Origin of the sequence: Achromobacter sp. ESBL13 (assembly GCF_036668755.1) — a bacterium.
Lineage (GTDB): Bacteria > Pseudomonadota > Gammaproteobacteria > Burkholderiales > Burkholderiaceae_B > Achromobacter.
Genome location: NZ_JAZEVT010000001.1, coordinates 1,944,230 through 1,970,964 on the forward strand (window position 1 = coordinate 1,944,230; position 26,735 = coordinate 1,970,964).

At 66.0% G+C, this 26,735-nt stretch carries 24 protein-coding genes; 8 read left to right on the forward strand and 16 right to left on the reverse strand.

The features are described 5' to 3' along the window. Window positions 1-891 carry an ABC transporter permease gene (locus tag V6F88_RS08675; protein ID WP_332608875.1) on the reverse strand — a complete coding sequence of 297 codons (891 nt, stop codon included), beginning with the start codon at window positions 889-891 and terminating at the stop codon, window positions 1-3. A 295-nt stretch (window positions 892-1,186) separates the two neighbouring features. Further along, window positions 1,187-2,158 carry an ABC transporter substrate-binding protein gene (locus tag V6F88_RS08680; RefSeq protein WP_046805434.1) on the reverse strand — a complete coding sequence of 324 codons (972 nt, stop codon included), beginning with the start codon at window positions 2,156-2,158 and terminating at the stop codon, window positions 1,187-1,189. 239 nt (window positions 2,159-2,397) lie between these two features. Here V6F88_RS08680 and V6F88_RS08685 point away from each other — a divergent pair, with 239 nt between their 5' ends. Next, window positions 2,398-3,354 carry an aldo/keto reductase gene (locus tag V6F88_RS08685; protein WP_332608876.1) on the forward strand — a complete coding sequence of 319 codons (957 nt, stop codon included), beginning with the start codon at window positions 2,398-2,400 and terminating at the stop codon, window positions 3,352-3,354. A gap of 4 nt (window positions 3,355-3,358) precedes the next feature. On the opposite strand, the gene V6F88_RS08690 is transcribed toward V6F88_RS08685, so the two are convergent. From V6F88_RS08690 to V6F88_RS08740, 11 genes are all read right to left on the reverse strand, one after another. Further along, entirely contained in the window at window positions 3,359-4,330 is a 972-nt protein-coding gene (locus tag V6F88_RS08690) for a Bug family tripartite tricarboxylate transporter substrate binding protein (protein WP_332608877.1), read from the reverse strand. A 170-nt stretch (window positions 4,331-4,500) separates the two neighbouring features. Beyond that, complete coding sequence (locus V6F88_RS08695) at window positions 4,501-6,042, reverse strand: malonate--CoA ligase (protein WP_332608878.1); 1,542 nt, start codon at window positions 6,040-6,042, stop codon at window positions 4,501-4,503. A gap of 5 nt (window positions 6,043-6,047) precedes the next feature. After that, window positions 6,048-6,839 carry an enoyl-CoA hydratase/isomerase family protein gene (locus V6F88_RS08700; RefSeq protein ID WP_332608879.1) on the reverse strand — a complete coding sequence of 264 codons (792 nt, stop codon included), beginning with the start codon at window positions 6,837-6,839 and terminating at the stop codon, window positions 6,048-6,050. Between the two features lie 47 nt (window positions 6,840-6,886). Then, on the reverse strand, window positions 6,887-8,206 hold the full coding sequence (locus tag V6F88_RS08705) for a malonyl-CoA decarboxylase domain-containing protein (RefSeq protein WP_332608880.1): 1,320 nt from the start codon (window positions 8,204-8,206) through the stop codon (window positions 6,887-6,889). Beyond that, the gene (locus tag V6F88_RS08710) at window positions 8,157-8,909 is read right to left on the reverse strand and encodes a GntR family transcriptional regulator (RefSeq protein ID WP_332608881.1); all 753 of its coding nucleotides are present in this window, start codon (window positions 8,907-8,909) and stop codon (window positions 8,157-8,159) included. The genes V6F88_RS08705 and V6F88_RS08710 overlap by 50 nt, the downstream gene beginning before the upstream one ends. A 110-nt stretch (window positions 8,910-9,019) precedes the next feature. Next, window positions 9,020-9,790 carry a spermidine synthase gene (locus tag V6F88_RS08715; protein ID WP_332608882.1) on the reverse strand — a complete coding sequence of 257 codons (771 nt, stop codon included), beginning with the start codon at window positions 9,788-9,790 and terminating at the stop codon, window positions 9,020-9,022. 38 nt (window positions 9,791-9,828) lie between these two features. Next, entirely contained in the window at window positions 9,829-10,875 is a 1,047-nt protein-coding gene (locus V6F88_RS08720) for an acyl-CoA dehydrogenase family protein (RefSeq protein WP_332608883.1), read from the reverse strand. Window positions 10,876-10,923: 48 nt separating this feature from the next. After that, window positions 10,924-12,300, reverse strand: a complete 1,377-nt coding sequence (locus tag V6F88_RS08725; RefSeq protein ID WP_332608884.1) for an acyl-CoA dehydrogenase family protein — start codon at window positions 12,298-12,300, stop codon at window positions 10,924-10,926. A 5-nt stretch (window positions 12,301-12,305) separates the two neighbouring features. Continuing rightward, a complete protein-coding gene (locus tag V6F88_RS08730; protein ID WP_332608885.1) occupies window positions 12,306-13,289 on the reverse strand; it encodes a tripartite tricarboxylate transporter substrate binding protein in 984 nt (327 codons plus the stop codon). A gap of 46 nt (window positions 13,290-13,335) precedes the next feature. After that, complete coding sequence (locus tag V6F88_RS08735) at window positions 13,336-15,429, reverse strand: acetate--CoA ligase family protein (RefSeq protein ID WP_332608886.1); 2,094 nt, start codon at window positions 15,427-15,429, stop codon at window positions 13,336-13,338. Beyond that, complete coding sequence (locus tag V6F88_RS08740) at window positions 15,426-16,229, reverse strand: enoyl-CoA hydratase (protein WP_332608887.1); 804 nt, start codon at window positions 16,227-16,229, stop codon at window positions 15,426-15,428. Before V6F88_RS08740 ends, V6F88_RS08735 begins: the two co-directional genes overlap by 4 nt. A gap of 121 nt (window positions 16,230-16,350) precedes the next feature. Between V6F88_RS08740 and V6F88_RS08745 the strand changes: the two genes are divergently transcribed. Next, the gene (locus V6F88_RS08745; protein WP_332608888.1) at window positions 16,351-17,124 is read left to right on the forward strand and encodes an IclR family transcriptional regulator; all 774 of its coding nucleotides are present in this window, start codon (window positions 16,351-16,353) and stop codon (window positions 17,122-17,124) included. A gap of 214 nt (window positions 17,125-17,338) precedes the next feature. Here V6F88_RS08745 and bktB read toward each other — a convergent pair whose 3' ends face one another. Beyond that, entirely contained in the window at window positions 17,339-18,520 is a 1,182-nt protein-coding gene (gene bktB, locus V6F88_RS08750; RefSeq protein ID WP_332608889.1) for a beta-ketothiolase BktB, read from the reverse strand. Window positions 18,521-18,560: 40 nt separating this feature from the next. Beyond that, entirely contained in the window at window positions 18,561-19,346 is a 786-nt protein-coding gene (locus V6F88_RS08755; RefSeq protein WP_332608890.1) for a crotonase/enoyl-CoA hydratase family protein, read from the reverse strand. Window positions 19,347-19,568: 222 nt separating this feature from the next. Between V6F88_RS08755 and V6F88_RS08760 the strand changes: the two genes are divergently transcribed. The 4 genes from V6F88_RS08760 to V6F88_RS08775 all read left to right on the forward strand — a co-directional run bounded on the left by V6F88_RS08760 (window position 19,569) and on the right by V6F88_RS08775 (window position 23,726). Next, window positions 19,569-20,717, forward strand: a complete 1,149-nt coding sequence (locus tag V6F88_RS08760) for an acyl-CoA dehydrogenase family protein (protein WP_332608891.1) — start codon at window positions 19,569-19,571, stop codon at window positions 20,715-20,717. Between the two features lie 225 nt (window positions 20,718-20,942). Further along, complete coding sequence (locus V6F88_RS08765) at window positions 20,943-22,067, forward strand: acyl-CoA dehydrogenase family protein (RefSeq protein ID WP_332608892.1); 1,125 nt, start codon at window positions 20,943-20,945, stop codon at window positions 22,065-22,067. A gap of 184 nt (window positions 22,068-22,251) precedes the next feature. Then, window positions 22,252-23,157: a LysR family transcriptional regulator gene (locus tag V6F88_RS08770; protein WP_332608893.1), complete on the forward strand. Its 906-nt coding sequence runs from the start codon at window positions 22,252-22,254 to the stop codon at window positions 23,155-23,157. 128 nt (window positions 23,158-23,285) lie between these two features. Next, on the forward strand, window positions 23,286-23,726 hold the full coding sequence (locus tag V6F88_RS08775) for a CBS domain-containing protein (protein WP_046804064.1): 441 nt from the start codon (window positions 23,286-23,288) through the stop codon (window positions 23,724-23,726). Window positions 23,727-23,760: 34 nt separating this feature from the next. Here the strand turns inward: V6F88_RS08775 and V6F88_RS08780 are convergent, their stop codons facing one another. Then, window positions 23,761-24,525 (reverse strand): sulfite exporter TauE/SafE family protein, encoded by a 765-nt coding sequence (locus tag V6F88_RS08780; protein ID WP_332608894.1) that lies wholly within the window; start codon window positions 24,523-24,525, stop codon window positions 23,761-23,763. Window positions 24,526-24,740: 215 nt separating this feature from the next. On the opposite strand from V6F88_RS08780, the gene V6F88_RS08785 reads away from it, so the two are divergent. Both V6F88_RS08785 and V6F88_RS08790 read left to right on the forward strand, forming a co-directional pair. Further along, window positions 24,741-25,625: an FxLYD domain-containing protein gene (locus V6F88_RS08785; RefSeq protein ID WP_332608895.1), complete on the forward strand. Its 885-nt coding sequence runs from the start codon at window positions 24,741-24,743 to the stop codon at window positions 25,623-25,625. Beyond that, entirely contained in the window at window positions 25,615-26,541 is a 927-nt protein-coding gene (locus tag V6F88_RS08790; RefSeq protein WP_332608896.1) for an FxLYD domain-containing protein, read from the forward strand. The genes V6F88_RS08785 and V6F88_RS08790 overlap by 11 nt, the downstream gene beginning before the upstream one ends. Window positions 26,542-26,735 lie beyond the last annotated feature (194 nt).

A 26,735-nucleotide genomic window follows, 5' to 3' on the forward strand; every position in this document is an offset into this window, starting at 1 on the left:
TCAGCGCCCCTTCTTGCCGACGATACGGCGCTTGAGCATCGGGATGACCAGGGCAATCGTGACCAGCACCGCGGTGACAAGGTTCAGGTCTTGTGCCTTCAGGCCGATGAAATCGCTATTGAGCGCCAGCGCGATGAAAAAGCGGTAGACGATGGCGCCGATGATGACGGCCAGCGTCGCCAGCACCAGCTTGCGCGACGGCAGGATGCTTTCGCCGACAATCACCGCGGCCAGGCCGATCACGATGGTGCCGATGCCCATCGAGATATCGGAACCGCCCTGCGTCTGCGCGAACAGCGCGCCGGCCAGCGCCACCAGCGCGTTGGACAGCGCCATGCCGCCCATGATCATGCGGCCGGTGTTGACGCCCTGCGCGCGGGCCATGCGGCCGTTGGACCCGGTGGCGCGCACGGCCAGCCCGGTCTGCGTGCCAAAGAACCAGTCCAGCGCCAGCTTGGCCAGAATGACGATCACGATCAGGATCAGCGGGCGCGCGACATAGTCGGATATCCAGCCCGGCTGCAAGATGGTGAACACGGTGGGTTCGGTGATCAGCGGAACGTTGGGCTTGCCCATGATGCGCAGGTTGATGGAATACAGCGCGATCATCATCAGGATGCTGGCCAGCAGGTCCATGATCTTGAGCTTCACGTTCAGCATGCCCGTGATCAGACCCGCGACCGCGCCCGCGAACGTCGCGATGATCGTGGCGGAAAACGGGTCGGTGCCCGACGCAATCAGCGTGGCACAGACGGCGCCGCCCAACGGAAAGCTGCCGTCAACGGTCAGGTCGGGGAAGCGCAGCAGGCGAAAGGAGATGAACACGCCCAAGGCCACCAGGCTGAAGATCAGCCCGATCTCCAACGCGCCTAACAACGAGAACAATGACATGGGTTAAATCCAATCAGGGTAAGGAAGGTGCATATTAAAGAGTTGAAACGTCGGATTTCTTGCGTTCGGGCATCAGTTTTACCCGAGCTTTCGCAACAAACGTTTCCCGGTTCGTCATTTTCTCGCGTTTCGTTCCAAAGCAGCCGCGCGCTTGCCGGACCGGCCGGAAAGCGACGTCGTTCAAAGCCAGGAAAGGGAGCAAAACGGCAGGACCCGGTCGCGGCGCGACCCGAAAAAAGCTTAACAAAAACCCCGCGCACGCCGGGAGGCGTGGCGGGGTCTGGCGGGCGCCGCTTTACTTCACGACCACCGCGGCGGACTTGATTACGGCGTCCGACAGCGTCACGCCCTGCTTGGCGGCGGCGCCCGGGTTCACGTAGAGCTCAAGCTTCGAGATGACTTCCGACGGAATGGCGCCGGGCTTTTCACCCTTGAGAATGCGCACGACCACCTTGCCCGTCTGCACGCCCAGGTCGTGGTAGTTGATGCCCAGCGCCGCGATACCGCCGCGCTTGACGCTGTCGGTGTCGGAGGCGATCAGCGGGATCTTCGCGTCGTTACCCACCTTGACCAGCGATTCATACGCCGACACGACGTTGTTGTCGGTGTTGGTGTAGATGACGTCGACCTTGCCGATCAGGCTGCGCGCGGCCGAGGCCACATCAACCGAACGCGGGGCGGCGGCTTCGACCAGGCTCATGCCCGACTTGGGCAGGATTTCCTGCAACTTCTTCACCACCACGACCGAGTTGGCCTCGCCCGGGTTGTAGACGATGCCCACGCGCTTGGCGTTGGGAACGATTTTCTTGATGAGTTCAACCTGCTTTTCCAGCGCCAGCATGTCCGACACGCCGGTCACGTTGGTGCCGGTGGCGTCCATGCTTTTGACCAGCTGCGCTGCCACGGGGTCGGTCACGGCCGAATACACCACGGGCACGTCCTTGGTGGCGGCCACAACGGCCTGGGCCGACGGCGTGGCGATCGCGACGATGGCGTCGGGGCGATCACCCACGAACTTGCGGGCGATCTGCGCGGCCGTGCCGTTGTTGCCCTGCGCGCTTTGGTATTGCCACTTCAGGTTCTTGCCGGATTCATAGCCGGCCTGCTTCAGGGCGTCTTGCACCCCGTCACGCACGGCGTCCAGCGCCGGGTGCTCGACGATGGCCGTGATTGCCACCGACTTTTGCTGCGCCGACACTGGTGAGGCGATAGCCATCGCCAGCGCCATGGCGCCAACCGTCAGAAAATGTTTTTTTCCGATCAGCATACGTAAGCTCCTTGAACCCTTGGTTTTTGTTCGTTATTACAACTACGCCGGCGGCTTCCCGTCGGTCGGTCAGCCGTAAAGCCATATAGTCTAACTTGCCGCCAGACAAAAGAATTTGCGGGGAATCCCTGAAATGGTGCATGCCGGCAAGCATGCCCCACGCCGGGGCGCGCGGCGCCAATATACTAAATATCGTCATGCCGACGGCTGCCCGTCGGACGCAAACCAAAGGCCTCACCATGATCAAACGCGCTCTGGGCCGCTCCGGCCTGCAAGTTCCCCCCCTGACTTTCGGCGGCAACGTCTTCGGCTGGACCGTCGACGAAGCCGGGGCCTATTCCCTGCTTGACGCCATGGTGGACGCGGGCCTGAATTTCATCGACACGGCCGATGTGTATTCGCGCTGGGTGCCCGGCAACCAGGGTGGCGAATCCGAAACGCTGATCGGTAAATGGCTCAAGCGATCCGGCAAGCGCGACCGCGTGATGATCGCCACCAAGGTCGGCATGGAAATGGGCCCCGACGCGCGCGGCCTGGCGCCCGCCTACATCCGGCGTTCACTGGATGCCTCGCTGGCGCGCCTGCAAACGGATTATGTGGACCTGTACCAGTCGCACCAAGACGACCCCGATACGCCGTTGACCGACACGCTGGCCGAATACGCCAAGCACATTGAGTCGGGCAAGGTGCGCGCCATCGGCGCGTCAAACTATACGGCGGTGCGCCTGTCGGAAGCGCTGATCGCGGCCGAACGCCACGACCTGCCGCGCTACGAAAGCATCCAGCCCGAATACAACCTGTACAACCGCGCCGCGTTCGAGACCGGGCTGCAGGGCCTGGTGAAAACGCAGCAGATGGGCACCATCAACTATTACGCGCTGGCAAGCGGCTTTCTCAGCGGCAAATATCGCAGCGCGGCCGACGCCGGCAAAAGCGCGCGCGGCCAGAAAATCGTGGACACCTATCTGAACGAACGCGGCCTGCGCATCCTGAAGGCGCTGGACGAGGTCTCGGAAGACGCCGGCTGCACGCCCGCGCAAGCCGCGCTGGCTTGGCAGATTGCGCAGCCGGGCATCACCTCTCCCATCGTCAGCGCCACGTCGGTGGCGCAGCTTGACGAACTGGTCAAGGCCGCCAGCCTGACGCTGACGCATGACCAGTTGGCCAAGCTGAGCCAGGCCAGCGAGTGGCGCTAAGGCGTCAATCCAGCTTCACGCCGGAATCTTTCACCACCTTGGCCCAGCGGTCGACTTCGCTATCGACGAACTTGCCGAAGTCGGCGCCCGTCAGCGTCGGCACCGCCGAACCGTTGCCGGCCCAGGTTTCCTTCAGCTTCGGGGTGTTCAGCGCCTTGGTGATTTCAACCGCCATCTTGTCGACCGCCTCTTTGGGCGTGCCGGTCGGCGCCCAGATGGCGTACCAGGTCGACACGACGTAGTTCGGCACGCCGGCTTCGGCGGCGGTCGGCACGTTCGGCAACGAGGCTGACCGTTCGTTGGCGGCCACGGCCAGGGGTTTGATGGCGCCCGCGCGTATATGTCCGGACGACGAACCCAGCCCATCAAACGCCAGGTCTACCTGACCACCTATCAACGCGGACAGCATCGGGCCGGCGCCCTGGTACGGCACGTCCACCAGCTTGATGCCGGTCTGCATGGCGAACAACTCGCCCGCCAGATGGTGCGTGCTGCCCTTGCCGGCAGTGCCGTAGTTGATTTCGCCCGGATGCTTCTTGGCGTAATCGACGAATTCCTGCAAGGTCTTGACCGGCAATTTGCCGGCGTTGATCACCACCACCTGCGGCGGCTGCGCCACCAGCGCGACCGGCACGAAGTCCTTCTGGATGTTGTAGTTCAGGCTTTTGTACAGCGACGGGGCCAACGCGTGGTGCGCGCCGCCCATGAAGAAGGTGTAGCCGTCGGGCCGGGCCTTGGCGGCAACGCCCGCGCCTACGGTACCGCCCGCGCCGCCCTTGTTGTCGATCACCACCGTCTGGCCCAATTGCATGGTCAGTTGCTGGGCCAGCGGGCGGGCGAAGGTGTCCGTGCCGCCGCCTGCGGGGAACGGAACGATCAGCGTGATGGGGCGCTCTGGCCATTGCGCGGCGGCCGTGCCGCCGAAACCCAGGGCTGCCACGGCGAATAGGGCCACGGCGGACTTGCGAACTTTCATAATGTCTCCTCTTGCTGCATCACGGGGACGGCGCGGTTGTGTGCGTCTCGTCTCTTGAAATTCTTATTGAATGAATGCTGCCAGGACTGCAAGGCGTAGTCGGATCGAGTCGGAAGCCCTCCTGTGTAGAAAAAAATGCCGACCTGTGCAGGCCGGCATCTGGCATGGCGTCAAAGCGCCTTGTAGGTCTCGCGCAGCACGTTCTTTTGCACCTTGCCCATGGTGTTGCGCGGCAGCTGGTCAACGATATGCACGCGCTTGGGCACCTTGAAGTTGGCGATGCGCGACTTCAGCTCCAGCTGCATCGCGCCCGCGTCCAGCGAAACGCCGTCCTTGGGCACGACCACCGCGACGACGGCTTCGCCGAAGTCCGCGTGCGGCACGCCGATGACCGCCGATTCCGCCACGCCGGGCATGTCGTCGATCAGCGTTTCGATTTCCTTGGGATAGACGTTGAAGCCGCCCGAGATAATCAGGTCCTTGCTGCGCCCGACGATGGACAGCGTGTCGGCGGGTACGTCGCGCCCGGCGGATTCGCCGCCCCAGCGGCCGACGTCGCCCGTCTTGAACCAGCCGTCTTCGGTGAATTCCTCGCGCGTTTTTTCCGGCATGCGCCAGTAGCCCGAGAACACGTTGGGGCCACGCACCTGCACATTGCCAATTTCGCCCGGCGCCAGCGGCACGCCCGCGTCGTCCACCACGCGCACCTCAACGCCCGGCAAGGCGCGCCCAACGGTGCCCGCCAGGCGTTCGCCCTGGGCGGGATCATAGGGGTTGGACGTCAGCATGACGGTTTCGCTCATGCCGTAACGTTCCAGGATGGCGTGCCCGCTGCGCGCCTTGAAGTCGGAAAACGTTTCGGCCAACAGCGGCGCCGAACCAGAGATGAACAGACGCATGTTGGCGCACACGTCGCGGTCAAAGCGCGGGTCGGCCAGCAGGCGGACGTAGTACGTCGGCACGCCCATCATCACCGTGCATTGCGGCAGGTAATGCAGCGCCTGGTCGGCGTCCAGCTTGGGCAGCCAGATCATCTTCGCGCCGGCCAGCAAGGCGCCGTGCGACGCCACGAACAGGCCGTGCACGTGGAAGATGGGCAGCATGTGCAGTAGCACGTCGTCTTCGCGCCAGCCCCAGTATTCATGCAGCACCTGGGCGTTGGCGGCCAGGTTGCCGTGCGACAGCATCGCGCCCTTGCTGCGGCCGGTGGTGCCGGACGTATACAGAATGGCGGCCAGGTCGTCGGGCTTGCGCTGCACGGTCTTGAACGTTTGCGGCAGGCCGGCGGCCGCCTCCAGCAGCGTGCCGGTGCGGTCTTCGTCCAGCGTGTAGACGTGCGCGCAGCCGGACTTGTCGGCGGCGCGTTGCACCCAGTCCAGGTTCTTGCTGGCGCAAACCACCACGGCGGGCTCGGCGTTGCCCAGGAAGTATTCGATCTCGGCTTCGCGGTAGGCGGTGTTCAGCGGCAGGTACACCAGCCCGGCGCGCAAGGTGGCCAGGTACAGCAGCAGCGCTTCCGGCGATTTTTCGACTTGCACGGCCACGCGCGAGCCGTCCGGCAGGTCCAGCGATGTCAGCAGGTTGGCCAGGCACGCGGTGGCACGGTCGATGTCATCCCAGGTGTATTGCAGGTCGGGCGTTTCAAGCGCGACTTTGCTGCGGTCTTTGGGAAAGCCGCCTTGCAGGACAGCATAGAGGTTGGCGTTGCTCACCTTGGTCAGTCTCCGGAAAAGGAAGGGTCTACGCCGGCCAGGAAAGCGCGCACGCCTTCCTTGTGGTCCCGGCTTTCGGCATAGGAGAAATAATCTTGATATTCGTCTTCGGTCAAGGCGCCCCCTTGGGCAAGCCTGGCCGACAGGCGTTTATTGATGCGGGCGGCCAAGGGCGCGCCCTGGGCGATGCGATCCGCGCTGCGGCGGGCGGCATCGGCCACCTGTTCGTCGGGCACGATGCGCGTCAGCAGGCCCAGGCCGTGCGCCTCGTCGGCACCGAAGACCCGGCCTTCCAGCAAAATTGCCAGCGTGGCCGCGCGCCCGACCAGGGCCAGCAGGCCACGCATTTCATCGGGCGCCATGGGGAAGCCCAGGCGGTTGATCGGCACGCCGAAACGCGCCGACGCGCCGGCGATGCGCAAGTCGCACTGGCTGGCGATTTCCAGGCCGCCGCCCACGCACACACCTTCGATCTGCGCGATGACGGGGTGCGGGCAGTTGGCCACGGCCTGCAAGGCGGGCGCCAGGATCTGGCGGTGATAGCGCTGCACGCTGGCGTGGTCGGCGCGTTGAACCGGAAATTCACGGATGTCGGCGCCCGCGGCAAAGTTGCCGCCTTCGCCCCGCACGATCACGCAGCGCACGGCGTTGTCGGCGGCCAGGCGCGTGAATACGTCGCCAAGCTCGCCCCACATGCCCACCGTTATCGCGTTCAGCCGCCCCGGGTGCGATAGCGTCACCCAGGCCAACGGCCCCTCGCGTTCCAGCCGCACGCGGCCGGTCACGTCTTGCGTCATGTCCCCTTGCCCCTTTTTTTATTGATATCGACCGCTTTGTAAAGCGATCAAGCCACGCGTCCGACTCCCCGGCTTACCTGCGGCTTACCTTCACCCAAGCGGGCAAGGTTTGTGTCCAGCTCGTCCAGGTCATATAGGTAATTGACCATCAGCGCGCAAGACTGCTTCATGCCCTTGACCGAGGTGTCGGCCGCCCAGTTCAAGCGTTCGATACGCGCGCCGTTACCCAGGTGAAAGCGCGCCACGGGGTCCAGCGGCAAGCCGTTTTTCATGGATTGCAAATACGTGGCGGCCAGCCGGAAGCCGGCGCGTTTGATCACGTCGGACGCCTTGCCCTGCGCGGCGGCCTTGGCCAGCCGCGACACCCAGCGCTGGCCGTCCGGCACCCCTTCGCGCTTGCGGTCCTTGGCGCGCGATTTGTCTTCGCGCACGATGGCTTCCACGGCGTCGGCGTCCAGCTTGCCCAGCCAATCCGAAAACCCGGGGATGGGCGACAGCGTGGCAAAGTTTTTCAGCTTGGGCAGTTCTTCCAGCAGCTGCTCGACCACGCGCTTGAGCAGGAAGTTGCCGAAGCTGATGCCCTTCAGGCCGGGCTGCGTATTCGAAATGGAATAGAAGATGGCCCAGCGCGCCTTGTCCAGATCCTGCGGCGGCAAGGTGCTGTCCAGCAGCACCTGCACGTTGTCGGCCATGCTGCTTGCAAACGCCACTTCCACGAAAATCAGCGGCACGCCCGGCATCTGCGGATGGAAATAGGCGTAGCAGCGGCGGTCCGGCGACACGCGGCGGCGCAGGTCGTCCCACGAGGTGATCTCGTGCACGGCTTCGTACAGGATCAGTTTTTCCAGCAGCGACGCGGGCGAATCCCAGGTCAGCGGGCGCAATTCCAGCAGGCCCACGTCAAACCAGGCGGACAGCAGCCCTTCCAGTTCCTTGTCCAGCCCCTGGATGCCCGAGACCTGCTTGCGCCAGCGCAGCATATCGGCGCGCAAATCCACCAGGAAACGCAGCCCATGCGGAAGCGCGTTGAAGCGTTTGAACAGGCGCGTGCCTTCGCCGCCGTCGCCCGCGTACGTGGCGCGCACCTGAGCCAGCGCCGCCAGCATCAGCCGGCGGTCCTTGCTGTCGGCCGCGCTGTATTGCTCGCACCAGCGGCGCGCCAGCTTGTTGGCCGCCACGTCGGTCAGGCGGGCTTCGAACAGGCGCCGCACCTCGGATTCGCTGGGCAGGCGCCCGCGTTCCCATAGTTTGCCCAAGCGCGTCATCAGGCTGGCGCCCTCGGCCGCCGCCGCGGGGTCGATCAGTTCGGGTTCGGGCTCAGGCGTGCGTGCGCCCCGCGCGGGCGCGAGATTGGCGGGTACGGACATGGGCGGGCTCCTCGATAACGATGGGATCGGATAACGCCGGATCGGCGGCGTCTTCATTGGCCAATATGCGCAGCGCTTCCAGCTGCCGCATCAAATGGGTGTGCGCCAGGGCCTGGGCGGCCTCGCTGTCGTGCGCTTTCAGCGCATCGAAAATGGCCAGGTGTTCGGCGCAGGATTGCTGGATGCGCCCGGGGCGCGCCAGGCTGCGGTGCCGCGACAGGCTCAGGACCTTGCGCAGGTTGCCCACCATGTCCGACAGCCATTGATTGCCGGCCAGCGCCTGGACGGCTTCGTGGATCAGGTAATTGGTTTGATAGTAGGCGTCGATGCGGCCGGCGCGAGCATGGCCGGCCAGCTCGGCGTGCAGCGGCTCAAGGGCCGCCAGTTCATCGTCGGTGGCCTTGCGGGCGGCTTCGAAGGCGCAGCGCCCTTCCAGCATGGCCATCAGCGGGAAGATGTCTTCAAGGTCTTGCGTGGACAGCTCATTGACGAAGCAGCCGCGGCGCGGCTCCAGCCGCACCAGCCCTTCGGTGGCCAACACCTTCAATGCCTCGCGCAAAGGGGTGCGGGAGATGCCCATTTCGCCCGCCAGCCGAAGTTCGTCGATCCATTCGCCGTTGGCCAGGGCGCGCGCGTGAATCATGCCGCGCAGGCGATCCGCGACTTCCAGGTACAGGGCTTGACGGACGATGGGTTGGCTCATGGGGGCCGGCGCGGGCAGCGCCGTAATTCATAATTATGAACAAGCCCATGTTAAATCCGGCCGGCGAAAAAGGTAAACCCCTGGAAAACCCGTTCCGCCAGCCGACGGATTCAGAAATGCAGAACGCCGTCCACGGCATGGCGCGTCAGCGCGCGCGCCCAGCGGCGGGCCGGCAGGCCGTATTTGGATTCCACGACTTCCGCCCTTGCCAGCAGGTCGGCGGGTGTGACTTCCAGACGGGGGCCGGAAAAGGCCAGCACGATCTGGTTGCCCGCGTCCACCTCGGGCAGCAAAACGACGCGGTCGTCGAACGCCTTGGACAGGTTGTCGATGTTCTTGCCGAAGCTATCGTGGCGGCCGAACAGGTTCACGGCCACCACGCCAACGTCGCCCAGCACGCGGCGACAGTCGCGGTAGAACTTCACGCTGTCGCGCACCGGGCCTTCGGCCGAGGCGTCGTACAGGTCGACCATCAGCACCGGGCAGCGCCCGGCGTTGGCAGGATCGGCCACCCACTGGCCCGCGTCCGCATGTTCGACCAGCAGCCGGTTCGAGCCCGGCAGGCGAAAGAACATATGGCAGGCGGCGGTTACGCGCGGGTTCCATTCCACGGCCAGCAACGGGCTACGCGTGTGCTTGACGCAAAATCGCGCCAGCGACCCCGCGCCCAGGCCCAGCATGCCGATGGACTCTTCCTTGGGCGGTTCCAGGAACAGCAGCCAGGCCATCATTTGCGCGGTGTATTCCAGCACCAGTTCAGCCGGACGCTTGACGTGCATTGCACCCTGGACCCACGGGGTGTTGAAGTGCAGATAGCGCACGCCATCCAGCTCGGACAAGGTCGGCTGGTCCAGTTCAGAGGGGAAGTTCGATTTATTCATGGCGGCGATTGTAGGTCGGACGCCGGGCCCACGGGGGTTCAAGGCAAGTCTGCGCTTTCCTCGGCGGCGCCTTCCCAGATGCGCTCCAGCCACTGCGCGCACGACACGTCGGCGTGCAGGCTTGCCGCCAGCCGCAACACCCGCTTCAGATACAAGTGCGCGTCACATTCCCAGGTGATCCCCAGGGCGCCATGCACCTGGATGGCGTTCTGGGCCGCGCGCCGGCCCGCCTCTACCGCCAACAGCGGCACGTAAAGGCTGTCGCGTTCGGCCGAGGGCGCATCGGCATCGTGCGCGGCGGCGGCGGCTCGGCCGGCCAGACGCGCATCGTCCAGCGCCATCCAGTCGTCCGCCAGCCGGTGTTTGATGGCCTGGTTGGCGCCGATGGCGCGGTCAAACTGGCGCCGTTCGCGGGCATACGCCGCCGCCATGTCCAGCGCGGCACTTGCCGCGCCCAGCAGCTCGGCCGACCGCAGCAACGTCAACCGTGTCTTCAAGCGCCGCCACTGGCCGGCGTCCACCCGCACGTCCACGGATTCCTGCACGTCGGGACGCGCCGGGCTTGCGACGGGCATCGTCGGGTCCAGCCCTGCCCTGCCCGCCACGGGCGCGTGGCGTTCCAGCCGCAACACGCCCGGCGCCAGGCAATGCACGGTCAGGCCCGGCACGCCTAGCCCGGCGCCTTCCACAAACGCAGACCCGTCCGGCCGCAGCGCCACGTCCGCGAAATACCGCTGGCCCAGCATCATTTGGCGCGCCCAGGTTGCCGCAGGCTCGGGCAAGCCCGCCTTGCACAGGGTGGGCAGCACCACCATGTTGGCCACCAGCGGCAGGCTCAACAGATGACGCCCAGCCGCTTCGGCCACCACCCAGGCGTCGGCCAGCCCCAGGCCCAGGCCGTCTTGTTCAGCGGGCGCCAGCAGTGCGGGCCACCCTTGTTCACACAGGTCCTGCCACAGCGCCAGCCGATCGGCGGCCGGCTGCGCCGCGGCGGCGCGCGCCACGCGGGGCGGATGGCGATCCGCCAGAAAGCGCCCGGCCGATTCTTGCAGCATGCGCTGGTCTTCGTTCAAGGAAAAAGTCATGGTGTCGGCGTTGATTCGGATCAGGCTTTGGGCTTTGGGCTTTGGGCCTTAGGCCTTAGGCAGGCCCAGCATCTGCTCGGCGATGATGTTGCGTTGGATTTCGGAGGTGCCGGCCAGGATGGTTTCGGCCCGTGACCACAGGTAGGCGTGGGTCAACGTTGCCGCGTCCGCGTCGGTATCGATGTTGCAATCCGCTTGGGCCCGAGCGTTGAAATCGGCTTCGATACCGGCTTCGATACCGGCTTCGATACCGGCTTGATCGGCCAAAACACCGGCATTGCGCCGCGCACCGATACCCGCATTGCCGACCGCGCCCGCCATCCCTGCTCCATCGCCGCAGCCCTCGCCGTAGCCCGCCCCTTCCAGGCACGCGCCTTCTCCCAGCATCTGCAAGGACAGCTCCAGCAACCGCTGGTGCGCCTCGCTCCAATGAATCTTGGTGGACGAGCCTTCCGGCCCGGGCGGATCTCCGCGCATGGCGCCTTCCAGCGCGCGCCGCGACTTCAACGCCAGCACGTGGCTGTCGGCCGCCAGCCGCGCCCATCGGTGACGCACGTCGGCGCACGAGGCCGGCGCGAGCCCGGACGCGTCGGGGCGCAGCGCCAGCCGCCGCACCGCTTGCAGCTCTTGCGAAAAGCGGACCAGACGCGGAATGAAGTAGGTACCGCGTTCGAAGCTGGCGGCGGCCATCGCGACCTTCCAACCCTGGTTCTCGGCGCCCAGCAACAGGTCTTGCGGCACGAACACATCTTCGAAAAACACTTCGCAGAATTCCGCATCGCCGGTGATCTGGCGGATGGGCTCGACCCTGACGCCCGCGCTGCGCATGTCCACCAACAGAAAGCTCAAGCCCTTATGTTTGGGCACGTTGGCATCGGTGCGCGCCAGCACGAAGCACCACTGGGCGCGGTCGGCGAACGACGTCCAGATCTTGTGCCCATTCAGCCGGTACCCACCCGCCACCGGCTCGGCGCGCGTGCGTACCGAGGCCAGGTCCGACCCCGCGCCGGGTTCGGAATAGCCCTGGCACCAGACCTCGCGGTTGGACAGAATCCCGGGCAGGAAACGGCGCTTTTGCGCATCGGAGCCAAAGTGCAGCAGCGTGGGCGCCAGGATGCCATGGCCGATCAGGTTCACGCCCAGCGGCGCGCCGCAACGCGCATGCTCTTCATGGAATACGGCCTGGCGCGATAACGGCAAGCCGTGCCCGCCGTATTCGATGGGCCACCCCAGGCCGGACCAGCCGTGGGCACACAAGGTGTCTTCCCAGGCGCGACGAAAGTCCAGGTGGCGGGGGCACGCCCCGCCGGGCCACCCGCGTGCGAAGCCGGCATAGGTCTTGGCCAGCCACGCGCGCAACTGCGCACGAAAGGCGGCGTCGTCCTGGGCCAGGATGCGCGCGGCTGCGTTGTCCTGTCGATCCATGCGGGTCACTCCAATCGGATATTCGAATCGCGCGCGACCTTGGCCCAGGTCGACACGTCTTGCCGGATGAACGCCGCGAACGCCTTGGGGTCGCTGCCGATGATATCCAGCCCCAGCCCCACGAATTGCGCCTTCACGTCGGGCTGTTGCAGGATCTGCGCCAGATTCGCATAGAGCTTGTCGACGACCACTTGCGGCGTGTTCGCCGGCGCCACCAGCCCCAGCCACGGCATGGCCGAATAGCCTGGCAGGCCGGAAGCCGCCACCGTCGGCAGGTCGGGGACCGAGGCCGAGGGCTTGGTGGTCGTCACTGCCAGCGCACGCAGCTTGCCGTCCTTGACGAAGGGCCCGGACGAGGCCCAGGCGTCGAACATCACCTGGATACGCCCGGCCACCAGATCGTTCAGCGCCGGCGCGCTGCCCTTGTACGGAATGTGCGCCATCTGCACGCCCGCCATGCTGTTGAACAGTTCGGCTTCCAGGTGCGTGGAACTGCCCGCGCCCACGGACCCGTAGCTGACCTTGCCCGGATTGGCCTTCAGATACGCAATGAGTTCGCCCACGTTCTTGGCGGGAATCGACGGGTGCACTTCAAGCACGTGCACCACCGAGGCCACCTGGCTGACGGGTGTGAAGTCCTTGATGGGGTCGTAGTTGACCTTGGCGTAGATGCTGGGCGCGATGCCCAGCGAAGACGCGGCCATCAGCAGCGTGTAGCCGTCGGGCGCGGCGCGCGACACGTAGTCGGACGCAATCATCGTGCCGCCGCCCGGCTTGTTCTCCACGATGACCGTCTGGCCCAGCTTGGCGGTCAGGCGTTCGGCCAGCAGGCGGCTCATGATGTCGGCCGCGCCGCCGGGCGAGAACGGCACCACGATGCGCACCGGCCGATTGGGATACGCGTCCTGCGCCAGCGCGGGTGTGGTTGCGCCAGCCACGGCCAGCGCCGCGCCGGCCAACAGCCCTTTTATTACCTGTCTTTTCTTCATGCCTGTCTCCTCCTGGGGAATGCGTTGCGCGCATCGCGCGGTTGCACTACGGGGTTGCGGGCAGGATCAACGCGTCCAGTACGGCAACGCCTTGTCCCGCCTCTTTGATCAGCAAGGGATTGACTTCGATTTCGGCCACCCGCGCGGGCGCGGCCAGCAGCGCCTTGCCCACGGCGACAATCGCCCGGCAGGCCGCCCCGACGTCCGCGCGGGGCTTGCCCCGGTAACCGTCCAGCAAGGGGTACGCCTTCAGTTCTTGCAGCATGTGCATGGCGATGGCTTCGTCCACGGGCAGCAAGCGGTGGCTGGTGTCTTGGTAGATCTCGGTCAGCACGCCGCCCAGCCCCACCGTCAGCACGGGGCCAAAGACAGGGTCGCGCGTGGCGCCCACGATCAGCTCCGCGACGCCGCGTTCCATCTTCTGCACCATCACGCCATCGACGCGCGCGTCGGGTTGCGCGGCCGAGGCCGCGCGCAGCACCCGGTCGAAGGCGGCGCTGACGGCGGCGTCGTCCGCCAGTCCCAACGCTACGCCGCCGGCTTCCGTCTTGTGCGCAATGTCGGCGCTAAGTATCTTCAGCGCCACGGGGTAGCCTGCGTGGCGCGCCTGGGCCACCGCGTCTTCCGCCGTGCGTGCCACGCGGGCAAGCGCCTGCGGCAGCCCGAACGCGGCCACGTAGGCGCGCGCGTCCACTTCGTTGCAGGGCAGCGCGGGCACGCAGGGGGGGCTGAGGTTTACGGTGGTGTCGATGGGCACCATGCGGCGCGTGCCGCGTGCTTCGCACCACAACAGATACGGCGCCAGCGCGGACACGGCCAGCCCCAGGTCTTCAAACACCGCCACCTCGGCCTCGCGCAGGGCGGCGCGGCTTTGCGCCAGGCCCGTGTCGATGGCGACGAACAGGCGCTGATGCTGGCGCGACGCCTCGGCCAGCGCATCGGCCATGCGGTCCAGCATGTAGCCGGGCGCGTAGACCACCACGGCGTCAATCGCGTCAGTGGTGGCCAGGGCTTGCAGCACGGTGCGCACGAAGGCGGGGTCGTTGACGACGTTGCCCGTCACGTCCACCGGGTTGCCCACCATGCCGTAATCGGGGATGCCGCCGCGCAGCACGGCTTGCAGGCCGGCGGGCAGGTCCGGCAATTCCAGCCCCGCGCCAATGAACTTGTCCGCCAGGATGGCGCCCAGCGCGCCCGACATCGTCAGCACCGCCACGCGCTTGCCGGCGCTGCGATGGCGCAGCGTGGCCAGGCTGGCCAGTTGCGCCATCTGCGCGAAGTCGGTGGCTTCGATCACGTTCAATTGGCGAAACGCCGCCGCGTAGACGCGCTTGTCGCCCGCCAGCGCCGACGTATGCGAACGCACCGCCGCCGCGCCCTTATCCGTGCTGCCGGCCTTCAGCGCAATCAGCAGCTTGCCCTGGCGTTCAAGTTCCTGACAGGCCCGCACGAAGCGCTCGCCGTCGCGCAATTGTTCGATGTAGCCCAGCACAATCTCGGTGTGCACGTCTGCCGCCAGATATTCCAGGTACTGCGAAAAATCCAGGCAGGCCTCGTTGCCGGTATTGATGAAGTGCGAAAACGGCAAATCCAGCCGCCGCGCGATGGCGTACACCGCCGCGCACACATTGCCGCTTTGCGTCAGCAGGCTGACCATGCCGGGCCGCGATTGCGCGGGCGCCGTCTTGAATACCGAGGCAAAGGCGGTGTGCGCCTGCGTGTTCAAGTTGGCAAAGCCCATGCAGTTCGGGCCCGCCACGGCCATGCCGCTTTGCGCCACGAACGCTTCCAGTTCAGCTTGCAGGCGCGCGCCGTCGCCGCCCGCTTCCGCAAAACCCGCCGCATACACGATGGCCGCGCGCACGCCATGGGCGTGGCAGCGGCGCAGCATCGGCGTGACCTCGGCGGCGGCAATCGCCAGCACGGCCAGGTCCACGGGTTCCGGCACGGCTTCTATGTCGGGCCAACAACGTATGCCGAACACTTCCTGGTACTTCGGGTTGACCGGGTAGATGCCGCCCGCGTAGCCAAAGCGCGTCAGCAGTTCCAGCGGCATGCCGCCGATGCGGCCGGCGTTGGCGCTGGCGCCGATCATGGCAATGGAACGCGGGTCCAGCAGGCAGTCCAGCGCGGCCCTCATGCCGTTTCGCCCTTCTTGTTGCGCTGAATCGCCTGGGCCAGCCCGCGTTCGCGCACGGCCTGGAACTCTTCACTAAGGTGCGACAGCTGGTGGGTGTCGAAGTGCGCCGACAAGGCCGTGCGAAAGCCTTGCGCATCGGCCGTGCGGTTCAACGAGCGCTTGATCAGGCGCAGCCCGAACGGCGGCGCCTGCGCAATGCGCCGGGCCAGCGTCAGCGTGGCTTCGTCCAGTTCGGCCTCGGGCACCACGCGGTTCACCATGCCGATGCGCAGCGCCTCGGCCGCGTCGACCTTTTCACCGGTGTAGAGCATTTCCTTGGCTTTGCGCAGGCCCATCACCCAGGGGTGAATCAGCACTTCGGTAGCGGCGGCGGCCAGCGTGTGGCCGACAGGGTCCGAAAAGTAGGCGGTGTCGGCGCACACGACCAGGTCGCACATGTTGGCGATCATGAAGCCGCCCGCCACGCAGGCGCCCTGCACCTGCGCGATGGTGGGTTTGGGGAAATCCCAGATGCGCAGGCAATAGCCGTAGTAGCGGCGCGACTCGTATTCCCAGCGTTCTTCCACGGTGAAATCGGCGCGCTTGGCTTGCGCTTCTTTCAAGTCGTGGCCCGCCGAGAAATGCGCGCCGCGCCCGGCCAACACCACCACGCGCACGGCGTCGTTTTGCTCGGCTTGGGTCAGGGCGTGGTCCAGTTCATCCAGCATCTGCTGGCTTTGGGCATTGCGCGCCGATTCGCGCGCCAGGCTGATGCGGCAGATCGAGTCGTGGTGCTCGACGGCCAGGGTGGCGTATTCCATAGTCTCCTCGTCTTTTGCAACGCCCGCGCTTGCGGATGGCACGGGTCGATGGATCGATTCGATTGAATTAACGCACTTGGAATCCTAGAATACAAAATATTCGACCACTTTTTCCCACAATATGAACAAGTCTATGGCTACCGGCGGCACCCAGAGCATGCGGCGCGCGCTAGGCCTGTTACGCGTGCTGGCGCAGCATCAGGAAGACGGCATCGACCTGCAAGGCGTGATGAGCGCAACGGGGCTGGAACGGTCCACCGCCCACCGCCTGTTGAGCTGCCTGCTGGAAGAGCAATTCGCCGAACGCGACGCGCGCACGCGGCGTTATCGGCTGGGCGTGGATTCCATGCAGCTGGGTTTTGCGGCGTTGCGACGCACGCCATTGCTGGATGCGCTGCGCCCCTTCGCGCAGAAGCTCGCCCGATTGTCGGGCGACACCGTGTTCCTGGTGATCCGTCAGGGGGATTACGCCTTGTGCCTGCTGCGCGAGGCAGGCTCGTTCCCGGTGAAGGTGTTCACCATTGACCAGGGCGAAAGGCGGCTGCTGGGCGTGGGCGCGGGCGGGCTGGCGTTGATGGCCAGTTTGGCCGACGAAGAGATCGCGGCGCTGTATGCGCGGCATGCACCTGGCTACGCGCAGATCGGCGTCTCCAGCGCGGCGTTGATGAAGGCCGTCAAGCAGACGCGCGCGACGGGGCATTCTGAAATCGTGGACACGATCACGCCGGGCGTGTCGGGCGTGGGCGTGGCGTTTCCGGTGTCGGAATTGACCTGGGTGGCGTTCAGCTTCGGCGCCATCAGCAGCCGGCTGGATGCGCCGCGCCGCGCCAAGATGGGCGAGCTGCTGCGGGCCGAATGCCAGACCTGGGCGGCGGGTTATCTGGGCCCGGCTTAAACAAAAGCGCCCCGCCGGGAGGCGGGGCGCTGGGCTGCGTCATTCGGCTGCGTCATTCGGCTGCGTCATTCGGCTGCGTCATTCGGCTGCATCATTCGGCTGCGTCGTTCGGCTGCGTCATTCGGCTGCGTCATTCGGCTGCGTCATTCGGCTGCGTCGTTCGGCTGCGTCGTTCGGCTGCACCCAAAACCGCAGCCGAACCGACATCAAACCCTTAAATGCGTTCGAAGATCGCGGCGATGCCCTGGCCGCCACCGATGCACATCGTCACCAGCGCATAGCGGCCGCCCACGCGTTGCAGCTCGTGCAGCGCCTTGACGGTGATGATCGCGCCCGTTGCGCCGATGGGGTGGCCCAGGCCGATGCCGCTGCCGTTGGGGTTCACCTTGGCGGGGTCCAGCTTCAACTCACGCGCCACGGCGCACGCTTGCGCGGCGAACGCTTCGTTGGCTTCGATGACGTCCAACTGGTCCACCGTCAAGCCGGCGCGTTTCAAGGCGGCCTGCGTGGCGGGCACCGGGCCGATGCCCATGATGTTGGGGTCGACGCCCGCGTGCGCGTAGGCCACCAGGCGCGCCAGCGGCTTGATGCCGCGCTTGGCGGCTACCGAGGCGTTCATCAGCACCACCGCGCCCGCGCCGTCGTTCAGGCCCGACGCGTTGCCCGCCGTGACTGTGCCATTCTCTTTCTGAAACACCGGCTTCAGCCCCGCCATGGTGTCGGCCGTGACGTCGCGGCGCACGTGCTCATCGGTGTCGAACACGACTTCGCCCTTGCGCGTCTTTTGCACCACCGGCACGATCTGGTCGCGGAAGTAGCCGGCGTCAATGGCGGCGGCGGCGCGGCGATGCGATTCGGCGGCCAGCGCGTCCTGGTCCTGGCGGCTGATGTTGAATTTGGCCGCCACGTTTTCGGCCGTGACACCCATGTGCATGCGGCCGAAGGGGTCGGACAAGGCGCCGGTCATCATGTCCAGCATGGCGCTGTCGCCCATGCGCGCACCCCAGCGTTGCGAGGGCACGATGTACGGGGCGCGGCTCATGCTTTCGGCGCCCGCGCCGATGGCGATATCGGCATCGCCCAGCATGATGGTCTGCGCGGCCGACACGATGGCCTGCAAGCCCGAACCGCACAGGCGGTTGACGTTGAAGGCGGGGGTTTCCTTGGCGATGCCGGCGTTCATGGCCGCCACGCGCGACAGGTACATGTCGCGCGGTTCGGTGTTGATGACGTGGCCCACCGCAACGTGGCCGACTTCGTCGCCCTTGACGGCGGCGCGTTCCAGCGCCGCCCGGATAACGGTTGCGCCCAGGTCGGAGGGCGGCACGTCTTTCAGCGCGCCGCCAAAATCGCCAATGGCGGTGCGCACGGCGGATGCGACGATAACTTCATTCATGGTGTTTCCTCCTTGTGATGTTTTCCATCATAACGCCGGCCTAGCGCCGCCGCGCCGCAAGGAATTGGGCGACGGCATCCGCGTGCGCGTCGGTCTTGTGGGCCAGCGCCTGATAGGCCGCCGACAGTTCCAGCAAGGCGTCCAGCCGCGCATGCTGGCTTTCGCGCAAGAGGCGCTTGGTCAGCCGCACGGCCTGCGGCGAATTGGCCGCCATGCGCCCGGCCAGCGCGCGCGCGGCGGGCAGCAGTTCCTGGCCCGGCACCACGCGCGACACCAGACCCCATTCCAGCGCCGTGGCCGCGCCGATGGCGTCGCCGGTAAACGACATTTCGGCGGCACGCGCCATGCCGATCAAACGCGGCAAAAACCACGCGCCACCATCGCCGGGAATGATGCCCAGCTTGACGAAGCTTTCGGCAAAGGTGGCCGACTCGGCCGCGATGCGCACATCGCACATGCAGGCCAGGTCGCAACCTGCGCCGACCGCCGGGCCGTTGACGGCGGCAATGGTGGGCACTTCAAGCGCGTGCAAGGCCAGGGGCAGGCGCTGGATGCCGTGCCGATACTCCTGGCGCAGCGCGGCCGGTGCGACGTCCGGCCCGATCTGGCGCTGCATTTCGTGGATGTTGCCGCCCGATGAAAACACCTTGCCTGTCGCGGTCAGGATCAGTACGCGCACGTCGGGGTCGCGCTCGATACGCGCGAAGATGGCCAGCATCTGGTCCACGATATCGCTGCCGGTCAGCGCGTTGCGGGTCGCGGGGTCATCCAGCGTCAGCGTCGCCACGCCGTCCGCGTCCAATTCAAAATGCACGAGTTCCGTCATGTTTGCCCTTTCCCGATTACAGGTTTTGGTTCGCCGCCGCGCGCGCCGGCAAGAACGTTCAGCGTAGGCGCGTGGCCGGGCAGCGTCCAATATTAGTTTTTGCATCGGCGATACGATTCCGGTATCGAAAAGCCAAGAAATAATATTGGACGGCGGTGGCGGCCACGCCGGATAGTGGCTTGACGCGCCCCTATCCAGGCGGCCCCGCAACGGACCCGGACCATGATCGAACCGCTGGACCTGACCCCCATCCCCGCCACCGATGAAGCGCTGCGCGCGGATATCCGCGCCTTTCTGGCGGACACGCTGGACGGGTTGGAGCCGGATGAACGCGCGCGGTCGTGGATGGGGTTTGATGCGGGCTTCAGTCGCCAGCTTGCCGAACGCGGCTGGCTGGGCCTGACGTTGCCGCGCGAATTTGGTGGGGCCGAGCGAGGCCATTTCGCGCGTTTCGTGCTGTCCGAGGAATTGCTGGGCGCGGGCGCGCCCGTATCGGCGCACTGGATCGCCGACCGCCAAAGCGCCCCCTTGATCCTGAAGGTGGGCACGCCCGCGCAAAAATCGTTTTACCTGCCTCGCATCTGCCGCGCCGAGGCGTTCTTTTGCATCGGCATGAGCGAACCGGGATCAGGCTCGGATCTGGCCAGCATCCGCACGCGGGCAGAGCCGATAAGCGGCGGCTGGTGCTTGAACGGCAGCAAAATCTGGACCACCAACGCGCACCGTTCGCACTACATGATTGCGTTGGTTCGCACGTCGGGATCCCCGCAGGACCGTCACCAGGGTCTGTCGCAACTGATCGTGGACCTGTCGCTGCCCGGCGTGTCGGTGCGGCAGATTCAAGACCTGACCGGGGACGCGCATTTTTCAGAAGTGTTCTTCGACAACGTGCAATTGCCGGGCGATGCGTTGATCGGTGAAGAAGGCGCGGGCTGGGCGCAGGTCAATGCCGAATTGGCGTTCGAGCGCAGCGGCCCCGAACGGCTGTATTCCAGCATTGCGCTGCTGGAATGCTGGTTGACGCACTGCCGCGCCTTGTCGGGCGATGCGGCCGACCGCGCGGCCTTGGGCGCCATCTTGTCGCAGATGGCGGTGTTGCGGGCAATGTCGCTGGCCGTGGCGGGCAAGCTGGCCGCGGGCGCCAGCCCGGCCACCGAAGCGGCACTGGTGAAGGACCTGGGCACGGAACTGGAACAGCAAATTCCCCGCCTGATCGGCGACGCGCTGGGCCGGCACCCCGACCTGCCGCCCCCATTGCCCCTGCTGCGCACGCTGACGTACCTGGAGCAAGTCGCGCCGACGTTTTCGCTGCGCGGCGGCACCCGTGAAATTTTGCGCGGCATCATCGCGCGGGGGCTGGGGCTGCGCTGAGGCGGAGGCGGGGGAAAAGCGGGCTGGTGTCATGGGGCTGATGTCAGGTCGCGGATGTCAGGTCGCGGATGTCAGGTCGCGGATGTCATGCCGCTGATGTCATGCCGCGGATGTCATGCCGCTGATGTCATGCCGCGGATGTCATGCCGCTGATGTCATGCCGCTGATGTCATCCATGCTGATCCGCGGCGCATTAACTGGATACGGATGGACAAGGGCTACATCATGAACAATGCTGGCGACACGCTTTTCGACAACTTGCTGGGCGACGCGGCCGAACGCTTGTTCGCGCAAACCTGCACGCCCGCGCTGCTCCGCGCCGCCGAACAAGGGCAACCCATCGATGCCGCATGGCGGGCGTGCGAGGACGCGGGGTTCGCCGATGCGCTGGTGCCCGAGTCGCTGGGCGGCGCCGGGCTGACGTTGGCGGCGGCACTGCCGGTGGTGCTGGCGGCAGGCCGTCACCTGTGCCCCTACCCCATCGCGCATACGATGCTGGCGCGCGGCTGGCTGGCGGCCCACGGACATGCCGCCCTCCCGGGGCCGATCGCATTGGCGCCGCATGGGCTGTCTATGGCCGGCGACCGCATCGCGGGCGCGAATGTGCCTTGGATACGCGTGGCCAGCCACGTGCTGGCGCAGATCGATCGACAAGCGTGGCTGCTCCCCGCGCAAGCCGCCGATGTGCAGAGCAACGGCGTGCATGGGGCGCTGGATGGCGAGGCGTCATGGGCGTTGTCGGACGCGCAATGCCTGGGCCCTGTCCGGGCAGCAAGCAATGAAGGGGATGGGCGGGATGGGCGGGATGGGCAGAGCGAGGCCGATGCGCCGGATGCCCTGACCGTGCTGGCCGCCGCGGCCTACGCGGGCCTGATGGCCGGGGCAATGGAACGGGTGCTGGCGATGACGCTGGACTACGCCAACACGCGGGCGCAATTCGGCAAGTCCATCGGCCGCTTCCAGGCGGTGCAGCAGCAGATCAGCGTGATGGCCGAAGAGGTGTGGGCGGCGAACATGGCCGCGCAACTGGCCTTCCAAAGCCGGGACACGCAGGACGGCGGGGTGGCCGACGCGATGGCCGACGCGATGCCCGGCGCAATGCAGGTGGCCGTCGGCAAGGCGCGAGCCAGCCAGGCGGCGCCGCGCGTGGCCGATATCGCCCATGCGGTCCATGGCGCCATCGGCATCACCGCCGAATTCGACTTGCAGCTTTACACGCGCCGCTTGCGCGACTGGCGGTTGGCGGCGGGGTCGGAATCCTTTTGGCATGCACACATCGGCGCCCGTGCCTTGCAAGGCGAAGACCGCGCACTGGACATCATCCGCCGCGTATCACAGGGCCAATCCTGACGCGGCGATACCGCAGGCGACGGCCCGGATGCCGGCGGCGATCCACCGCTTGACGCGCCGCACGACACGCCGCATGACGCGCCACACGACACACACCACGACGCACACCTCCACACACAGCACGACACACAGCACGACACACAGCACGTATCATCGAAAGCCCATGCCGCCCTGGACCTTATCCATGGACTTTCGCCACTTGCAGCAATTCCTGGTGCTTGCCGACACGCTGAACTTTCACCGCGCGGCGGAAAAGCTGCATATGTCGCAACCCCCGTTGTCGGTGTCGATCCGCAAGCTGGAAGAAATGGTGGGTGTGCCGCTGTTCGTGCGCGGCCGGCAAGGCGTGCAACTGACCGAGGCCGGGCTGGCGGCGCTGGACGAAGCGCGCCGCGCGCTGTTTCATGCCGAGCAATTCCGGCTGGCGGCGCGAGCCGGGGCGGCCGGTGAAGGCGGCACCGTCCGTATCGGTTTCGTCGGATCCGCCACGCACGCCATCTTGCCGCGCGTGCTGCCCTTGTTTCGCCAACGCTATCCGGGCGTGACGGTGGTGCTGCGCGAAGCCACCTCGATACGCATCATGCAGGACCTGGCCGACGACGCGCTGGAAGTGGGCATCGTGCGCGTGCCGGTGGCCATGGGCTCGCGCGTGCGGCTGGCGCCCTTGACCACGGAGAATTTCGTGCTGGCTGTGCACAACAGCCATCCACTGGCGCGTCGTGGCCGCATCCGGCTGGCCGAGCTGGCCGACGAACCCTTCATCATGTACACCGCCACCGAGGCGGCCGGCCTGCGCATGGCGGCGATCAACGCCTGCCAGCTGCGCGGCTTCACGCCCCGCATCGCGCAGGAAGCCGTGCAGGTGCAAACCCTGTTGAGCCTGGTGGAAAGCGGCCTGGGCGTGGCGCTGGTGCCGGCCGGCGCCCGCCGCCACCCCAGCCCCAATGTGGTCACTAAAACCCTGGCCGATTTTCCCGCCGACGCGTCGATCGGCATCTCGCTGGCATGGAACCCGGGCGCCGAGCGCAGCGCCGCGCGCAACCTGCGCGAAGTGGCCGCCCACGCCTTCCGGCCCAAGGCGGCCAAATAAGCCCCGCTTGCGGCAAGGTGGCCAGCAGGCTTAGGATGGAGCATGACCGCGCCGCGGCGCCCTGGCCGTTATCCAAGGCGCGACGCGCGGTCGGCGTTTGAACCTTGTCAGCGATCCGGGAGCACATCGTGAAAACAGTGGCTGAGATTCTCAGGGAAAAGTCGAACAATGCCGTCGTGACGGTTTCACCGGATTCCTCGGTGTTCGACGCCATCAAGACCATGGCCGAACGCAGCATCGGCGCAGTGGTGGTCGTGCAAGGGGATACGGTGCTGGGCATGCTGTCCGAGCGCGACTACGCCCGCAAAGTCGTCTTGCAAGACCGCTCGTCGCGCAGCACCAAGGTGCGCGACATCATGACCGACTCGGTGTATTACGTGGGCCCGGGCGACACGCGCGAGCACTGTATGGCCATGATGACCGAACGGCATTTCCGCCATCTTCCGGTCATCGACAACGAAAAGCTCATCGGCCTGCTGTCCATCGGCGATCTGGTCAAGGACATCATGAGCGAACAGAAATTCATCATCCACGAGCTGGAACGCTACATCAGCGGCGGCCACGCGTAAGCGCGCCGCGCCGTTGTTTCGCGCGCACTGGCGGCTATCCCGCCGCCAGGATCCGCGCCGCCGGCACGATCAAGCCCAGGCCGGCCGCCAGCAACAGCACGAACACCATCCGCTTCACGGTCTTCATGGACCCTGCCGTGCTGTAGCGCCGCGCCACCCACGTCACCCCGATCACCACGGGCAGCGCCTGCACGCTAAGCCAGAATGACGACGCCATGAAATGGCCCTGCCCCGTCACCAGCGCCAGCCGCACCACGGCATTGAGCGAGAACAGCACCAGCAGGCTGTTGCGGATGGATGCCAGCGGCAAGGGCTGGCGATACAGGTGATACACCATCGGCGGGCCGGCGCTGGAGAACAGGCCGCCCAACACGCCTGATATCCCCCCGAAGAACAGAAAGGACGCTTTGGACGACAAGCGTTCCAATGGCTTGGCGCGCGCCACCAGCAGCACCGCGCAGGCCAGGATCGTGATGCCCAGCAGCAGTTGCAGCAGGACCGTCATGGACCCGCTGATCCACGTCAACGCGGCCACACCCACGCCCACGCCTACCAGGCTGGCGATCATGGCCGGGCGCATCAGCGACCAATTCACTTGGGGCTTGGCGCGCGCCAGCGTCACGGCGGCGTTGACCAGCGACAGCACGCTGACCACGTTGGCCACTTCGGCCACCGAGGCCAACTGGAACACGCCGGACAGGCCCAGCAGCACCAGCCCGAACGCGAAGCCGGTCATGGTCTGGGCATAGGTGGCCAGCGCCACGCAGGCCAGAAACAGCAGGTGATGGGAAATGCTCATGCGGGCGGCCGGGTTTTTGTCGCGGCGATGATATCACCCGGGCGAACAGCGTTCGTTTGTCGCGATAACGCTGCGGGGCGTCGCTTTTGGCACATATCGTCACAACTAGAAGCGCACCTGCACCCCGCGCCCGGCGCGCTGCCGCTATCCTTGCCGCCCTGTCCGTCCCCCATGCACGTCCGCCCGCATGACGCCAAACGCATGACGCCAAACGCATGACACCAAAACACACCACGATCAACACGGTCACGCTGACCTGCTCCACTTGCGGCAGCGCGCAGTTCACCAAACTGGCCCCCAACGAATACCGCTGCAACCACTGCCACGCGTTGACGCTGGTGGAGGACGACGTCGCGCAGCGGCTGGAAAAGATACTGCGGGGCATGCAGCAGCCGGCCAGGCATGCGCAGATCAAGCCCAGCGCGTTGGCGGCCATCGTGCTGGTGGTGGTCGCGGCAATCGTCGTGCCGCTGGTGGCGTCGATGCTGACGTCCAGCCCGTCAACCCCGTATCGCCCAACGCCCGTGACCCCGCCGATCGATGCGTCGCTGGTCAAGCTGACGGAGGTGCGCGAAGTTCAGATCCGCGGGCGCAAGCAGCTGGTGATGATCATGCGCAACGAAACGGGCAAGAAGATCGACGTGCCACGTGTCACGGCGACGTTCTTTCAGGGCGACCTGACGCTGACGTCGACGCTGTCCACGCCATCGCCGCGCTCGCTGGAGCCCGGCGAATACGCGCCCGTGCTGATCTCGGCCCCTGAAAAGGCGTACTCGCGCTACGAATTACAGGTGGCCACGCCAACGCCGGCGCGAGGCAAGAGCAACGATGTGTCCGCCAGCAAGGTGCAGCTGGTGAATAACGACGGCGCGTATCGCCTGGTGGGATTGCTGAAGAACGACGGCGCCAAAGAGGCCGGCGCCGCGCAGATCACCGTGCTGCTGTACGGCCAGGACGGTGCGTTGATCGGCACCGGCAACGGCTATGGCAGCGCCGGCGCGTTGGCGCCGGGCGCCATGACCGCGTTCGACGTGCGCTGCGAAATGCTTGGCGACGACAAGGTCGCTTCCTACGACTACATGGTGCAAAGTGAAAGCTGACCGTTCCCCATCCAAGCCGCTTGCCTGGCCGGCCAAGACCGCGCTGGTGCTGCTGATGCTGGCGGCGGCCGGCGTGGCGTTGACCCAATACACCGCCGTGGGACCGTGGGTGGCGAACAAGCTGGGGCATGAGACGCCGGCCGGGTCGGCGAACACGGCTGCGGCCAAGCCCGCGGAGGACGCGCCCAAGGAAGCCGCTTCCACCAGCCGCATGCACCGCGTCAGCCCGGCCAATGTGCGCGTTATCGACCACGTGCGTCTGTCCACCGAAGAACTGCTGGACCCGAACTTCGCGTTGTTCGACCCGAAGGCGTTCAGCTTGTCGGCGCCGCGCCGCCTGCTGGATGAAATCGAGCGGCCGGTGATGTTCGCGGAGCTGTCCAACACCAGCACCACCGACATCGCCCTGTCGCCCCGTGTTGAAATTTCGGTGTTTGACGGCTCACGGCCGTTGAACCCGCGCCAGGAATGGACCCTGCCCACGCATCTTTACCCGGGCGAGCGGGTGCCGGTGATGCTGTCGGGCGGCAATTACGAACGGGTGACCGAGGTCAAGACCCATTGGCTGCCCGCCAAGCGCGCCGCCCTGCCCGGCCCGCGCCCCAAACTGGCCGTCACGGTCGAGAACACCGAAGCAGGGATAGGCACCGGCACGCTGAATTTCAGCTATCGCTATCGTTACAAATACGTCACCGTTCATGGCCGGGTGCGCAACGACGATCAGGTCGACGTCGAAAACGTCCGGGTCTGGGTCAGCCTGTACGACGCGCAAGACAAGTTGTCGGGCGCCCTGTTCAAGGAATTGCGGTTGCCCAAGCTGAAGCCGGGCGACAGCGCCCCTTTCGAAATGGACGTGAAGCAATTTGGTGGCAATTTTGCCCGGGTTGCCGTGGTATACGACGTGGCCACACGCTAGGATTGCGCCTGCCCGTCTCGCCTTGACTTCGTAATGGCGGCCATCGAGCCGCCATTTTCCTGCCCGGCCAATGCCGAGGCGGGCCGCATCGGCGCGCCATCTGCCTTTTAGCGTCGCCGCCCAACAACAAGGGACGGACCGTAGTCTTATATAAGATATAAGACGTTTGCTTGCCGCCCCCTCTTCCCTCTACA

Coding starts and splice junctions, on each gene's coding strand:
- V6F88_RS08675 (WP_332608875.1), bottom strand. CDS start 891: ATGTCATTGTTCTCGTTGTTAGGCGCGTTGGAGATCGGGCTGATCTTC.
- V6F88_RS08680 (WP_046805434.1), bottom strand. CDS start 2,158: ATGCTGATCGGAAAAAAACATTTTCTGACGGTTGGCGCCATGGCGCTG.
- V6F88_RS08685 (WP_332608876.1), top strand. CDS start 2,398: ATGATCAAACGCGCTCTGGGCCGCTCCGGCCTGCAAGTTCCCCCCCTG.
- V6F88_RS08690 (WP_332608877.1), bottom strand. CDS start 4,330: ATGAAAGTTCGCAAGTCCGCCGTGGCCCTATTCGCCGTGGCAGCCCTG.
- V6F88_RS08700 (WP_332608879.1), bottom strand. CDS start 6,839: ATGACGCAAGACGTGACCGGCCGCGTGCGGCTGGAACGCGAGGGGCCG.
- V6F88_RS08705 (WP_332608880.1), bottom strand. CDS start 8,206: ATGTCCGTACCCGCCAATCTCGCGCCCGCGCGGGGCGCACGCACGCCT.
- V6F88_RS08710 (WP_332608881.1), bottom strand. CDS start 8,909: ATGAGCCAACCCATCGTCCGTCAAGCCCTGTACCTGGAAGTCGCGGAT.
- V6F88_RS08715 (WP_332608882.1), bottom strand. CDS start 9,790: ATGAATAAATCGAACTTCCCCTCTGAACTGGACCAGCCGACCTTGTCC.
- V6F88_RS08720 (WP_332608883.1), bottom strand. CDS start 10,875: ATGACTTTTTCCTTGAACGAAGACCAGCGCATGCTGCAAGAATCGGCC.
- V6F88_RS08725 (WP_332608884.1), bottom strand. CDS start 12,300: ATGGATCGACAGGACAACGCAGCCGCGCGCATCCTGGCCCAGGACGAC.
- V6F88_RS08730 (WP_332608885.1), bottom strand. CDS start 13,289: ATGAAGAAAAGACAGGTAATAAAAGGGCTGTTGGCCGGCGCGGCGCTG.
- V6F88_RS08735 (WP_332608886.1), bottom strand. CDS start 15,429: ATGAGGGCCGCGCTGGACTGCCTGCTGGACCCGCGTTCCATTGCCATG.
- V6F88_RS08740 (WP_332608887.1), bottom strand. CDS start 16,229: ATGGAATACGCCACCCTGGCCGTCGAGCACCACGACTCGATCTGCCGC.
- V6F88_RS08745 (WP_332608888.1), top strand. CDS start 16,351: ATGAACAAGTCTATGGCTACCGGCGGCACCCAGAGCATGCGGCGCGCG.
- bktB (WP_332608889.1), bottom strand. CDS start 18,520: ATGAATGAAGTTATCGTCGCATCCGCCGTGCGCACCGCCATTGGCGAT.
- V6F88_RS08755 (WP_332608890.1), bottom strand. CDS start 19,346: ATGACGGAACTCGTGCATTTTGAATTGGACGCGGACGGCGTGGCGACG.
- V6F88_RS08760 (WP_332608891.1), top strand. CDS start 19,569: ATGATCGAACCGCTGGACCTGACCCCCATCCCCGCCACCGATGAAGCG.
- V6F88_RS08765 (WP_332608892.1), top strand. CDS start 20,943: ATGAACAATGCTGGCGACACGCTTTTCGACAACTTGCTGGGCGACGCG.
- V6F88_RS08770 (WP_332608893.1), top strand. CDS start 22,252: ATGGACTTTCGCCACTTGCAGCAATTCCTGGTGCTTGCCGACACGCTG.
- V6F88_RS08780 (WP_332608894.1), bottom strand. CDS start 24,525: ATGAGCATTTCCCATCACCTGCTGTTTCTGGCCTGCGTGGCGCTGGCC.
- V6F88_RS08785 (WP_332608895.1), top strand. CDS start 24,741: ATGACACCAAAACACACCACGATCAACACGGTCACGCTGACCTGCTCC.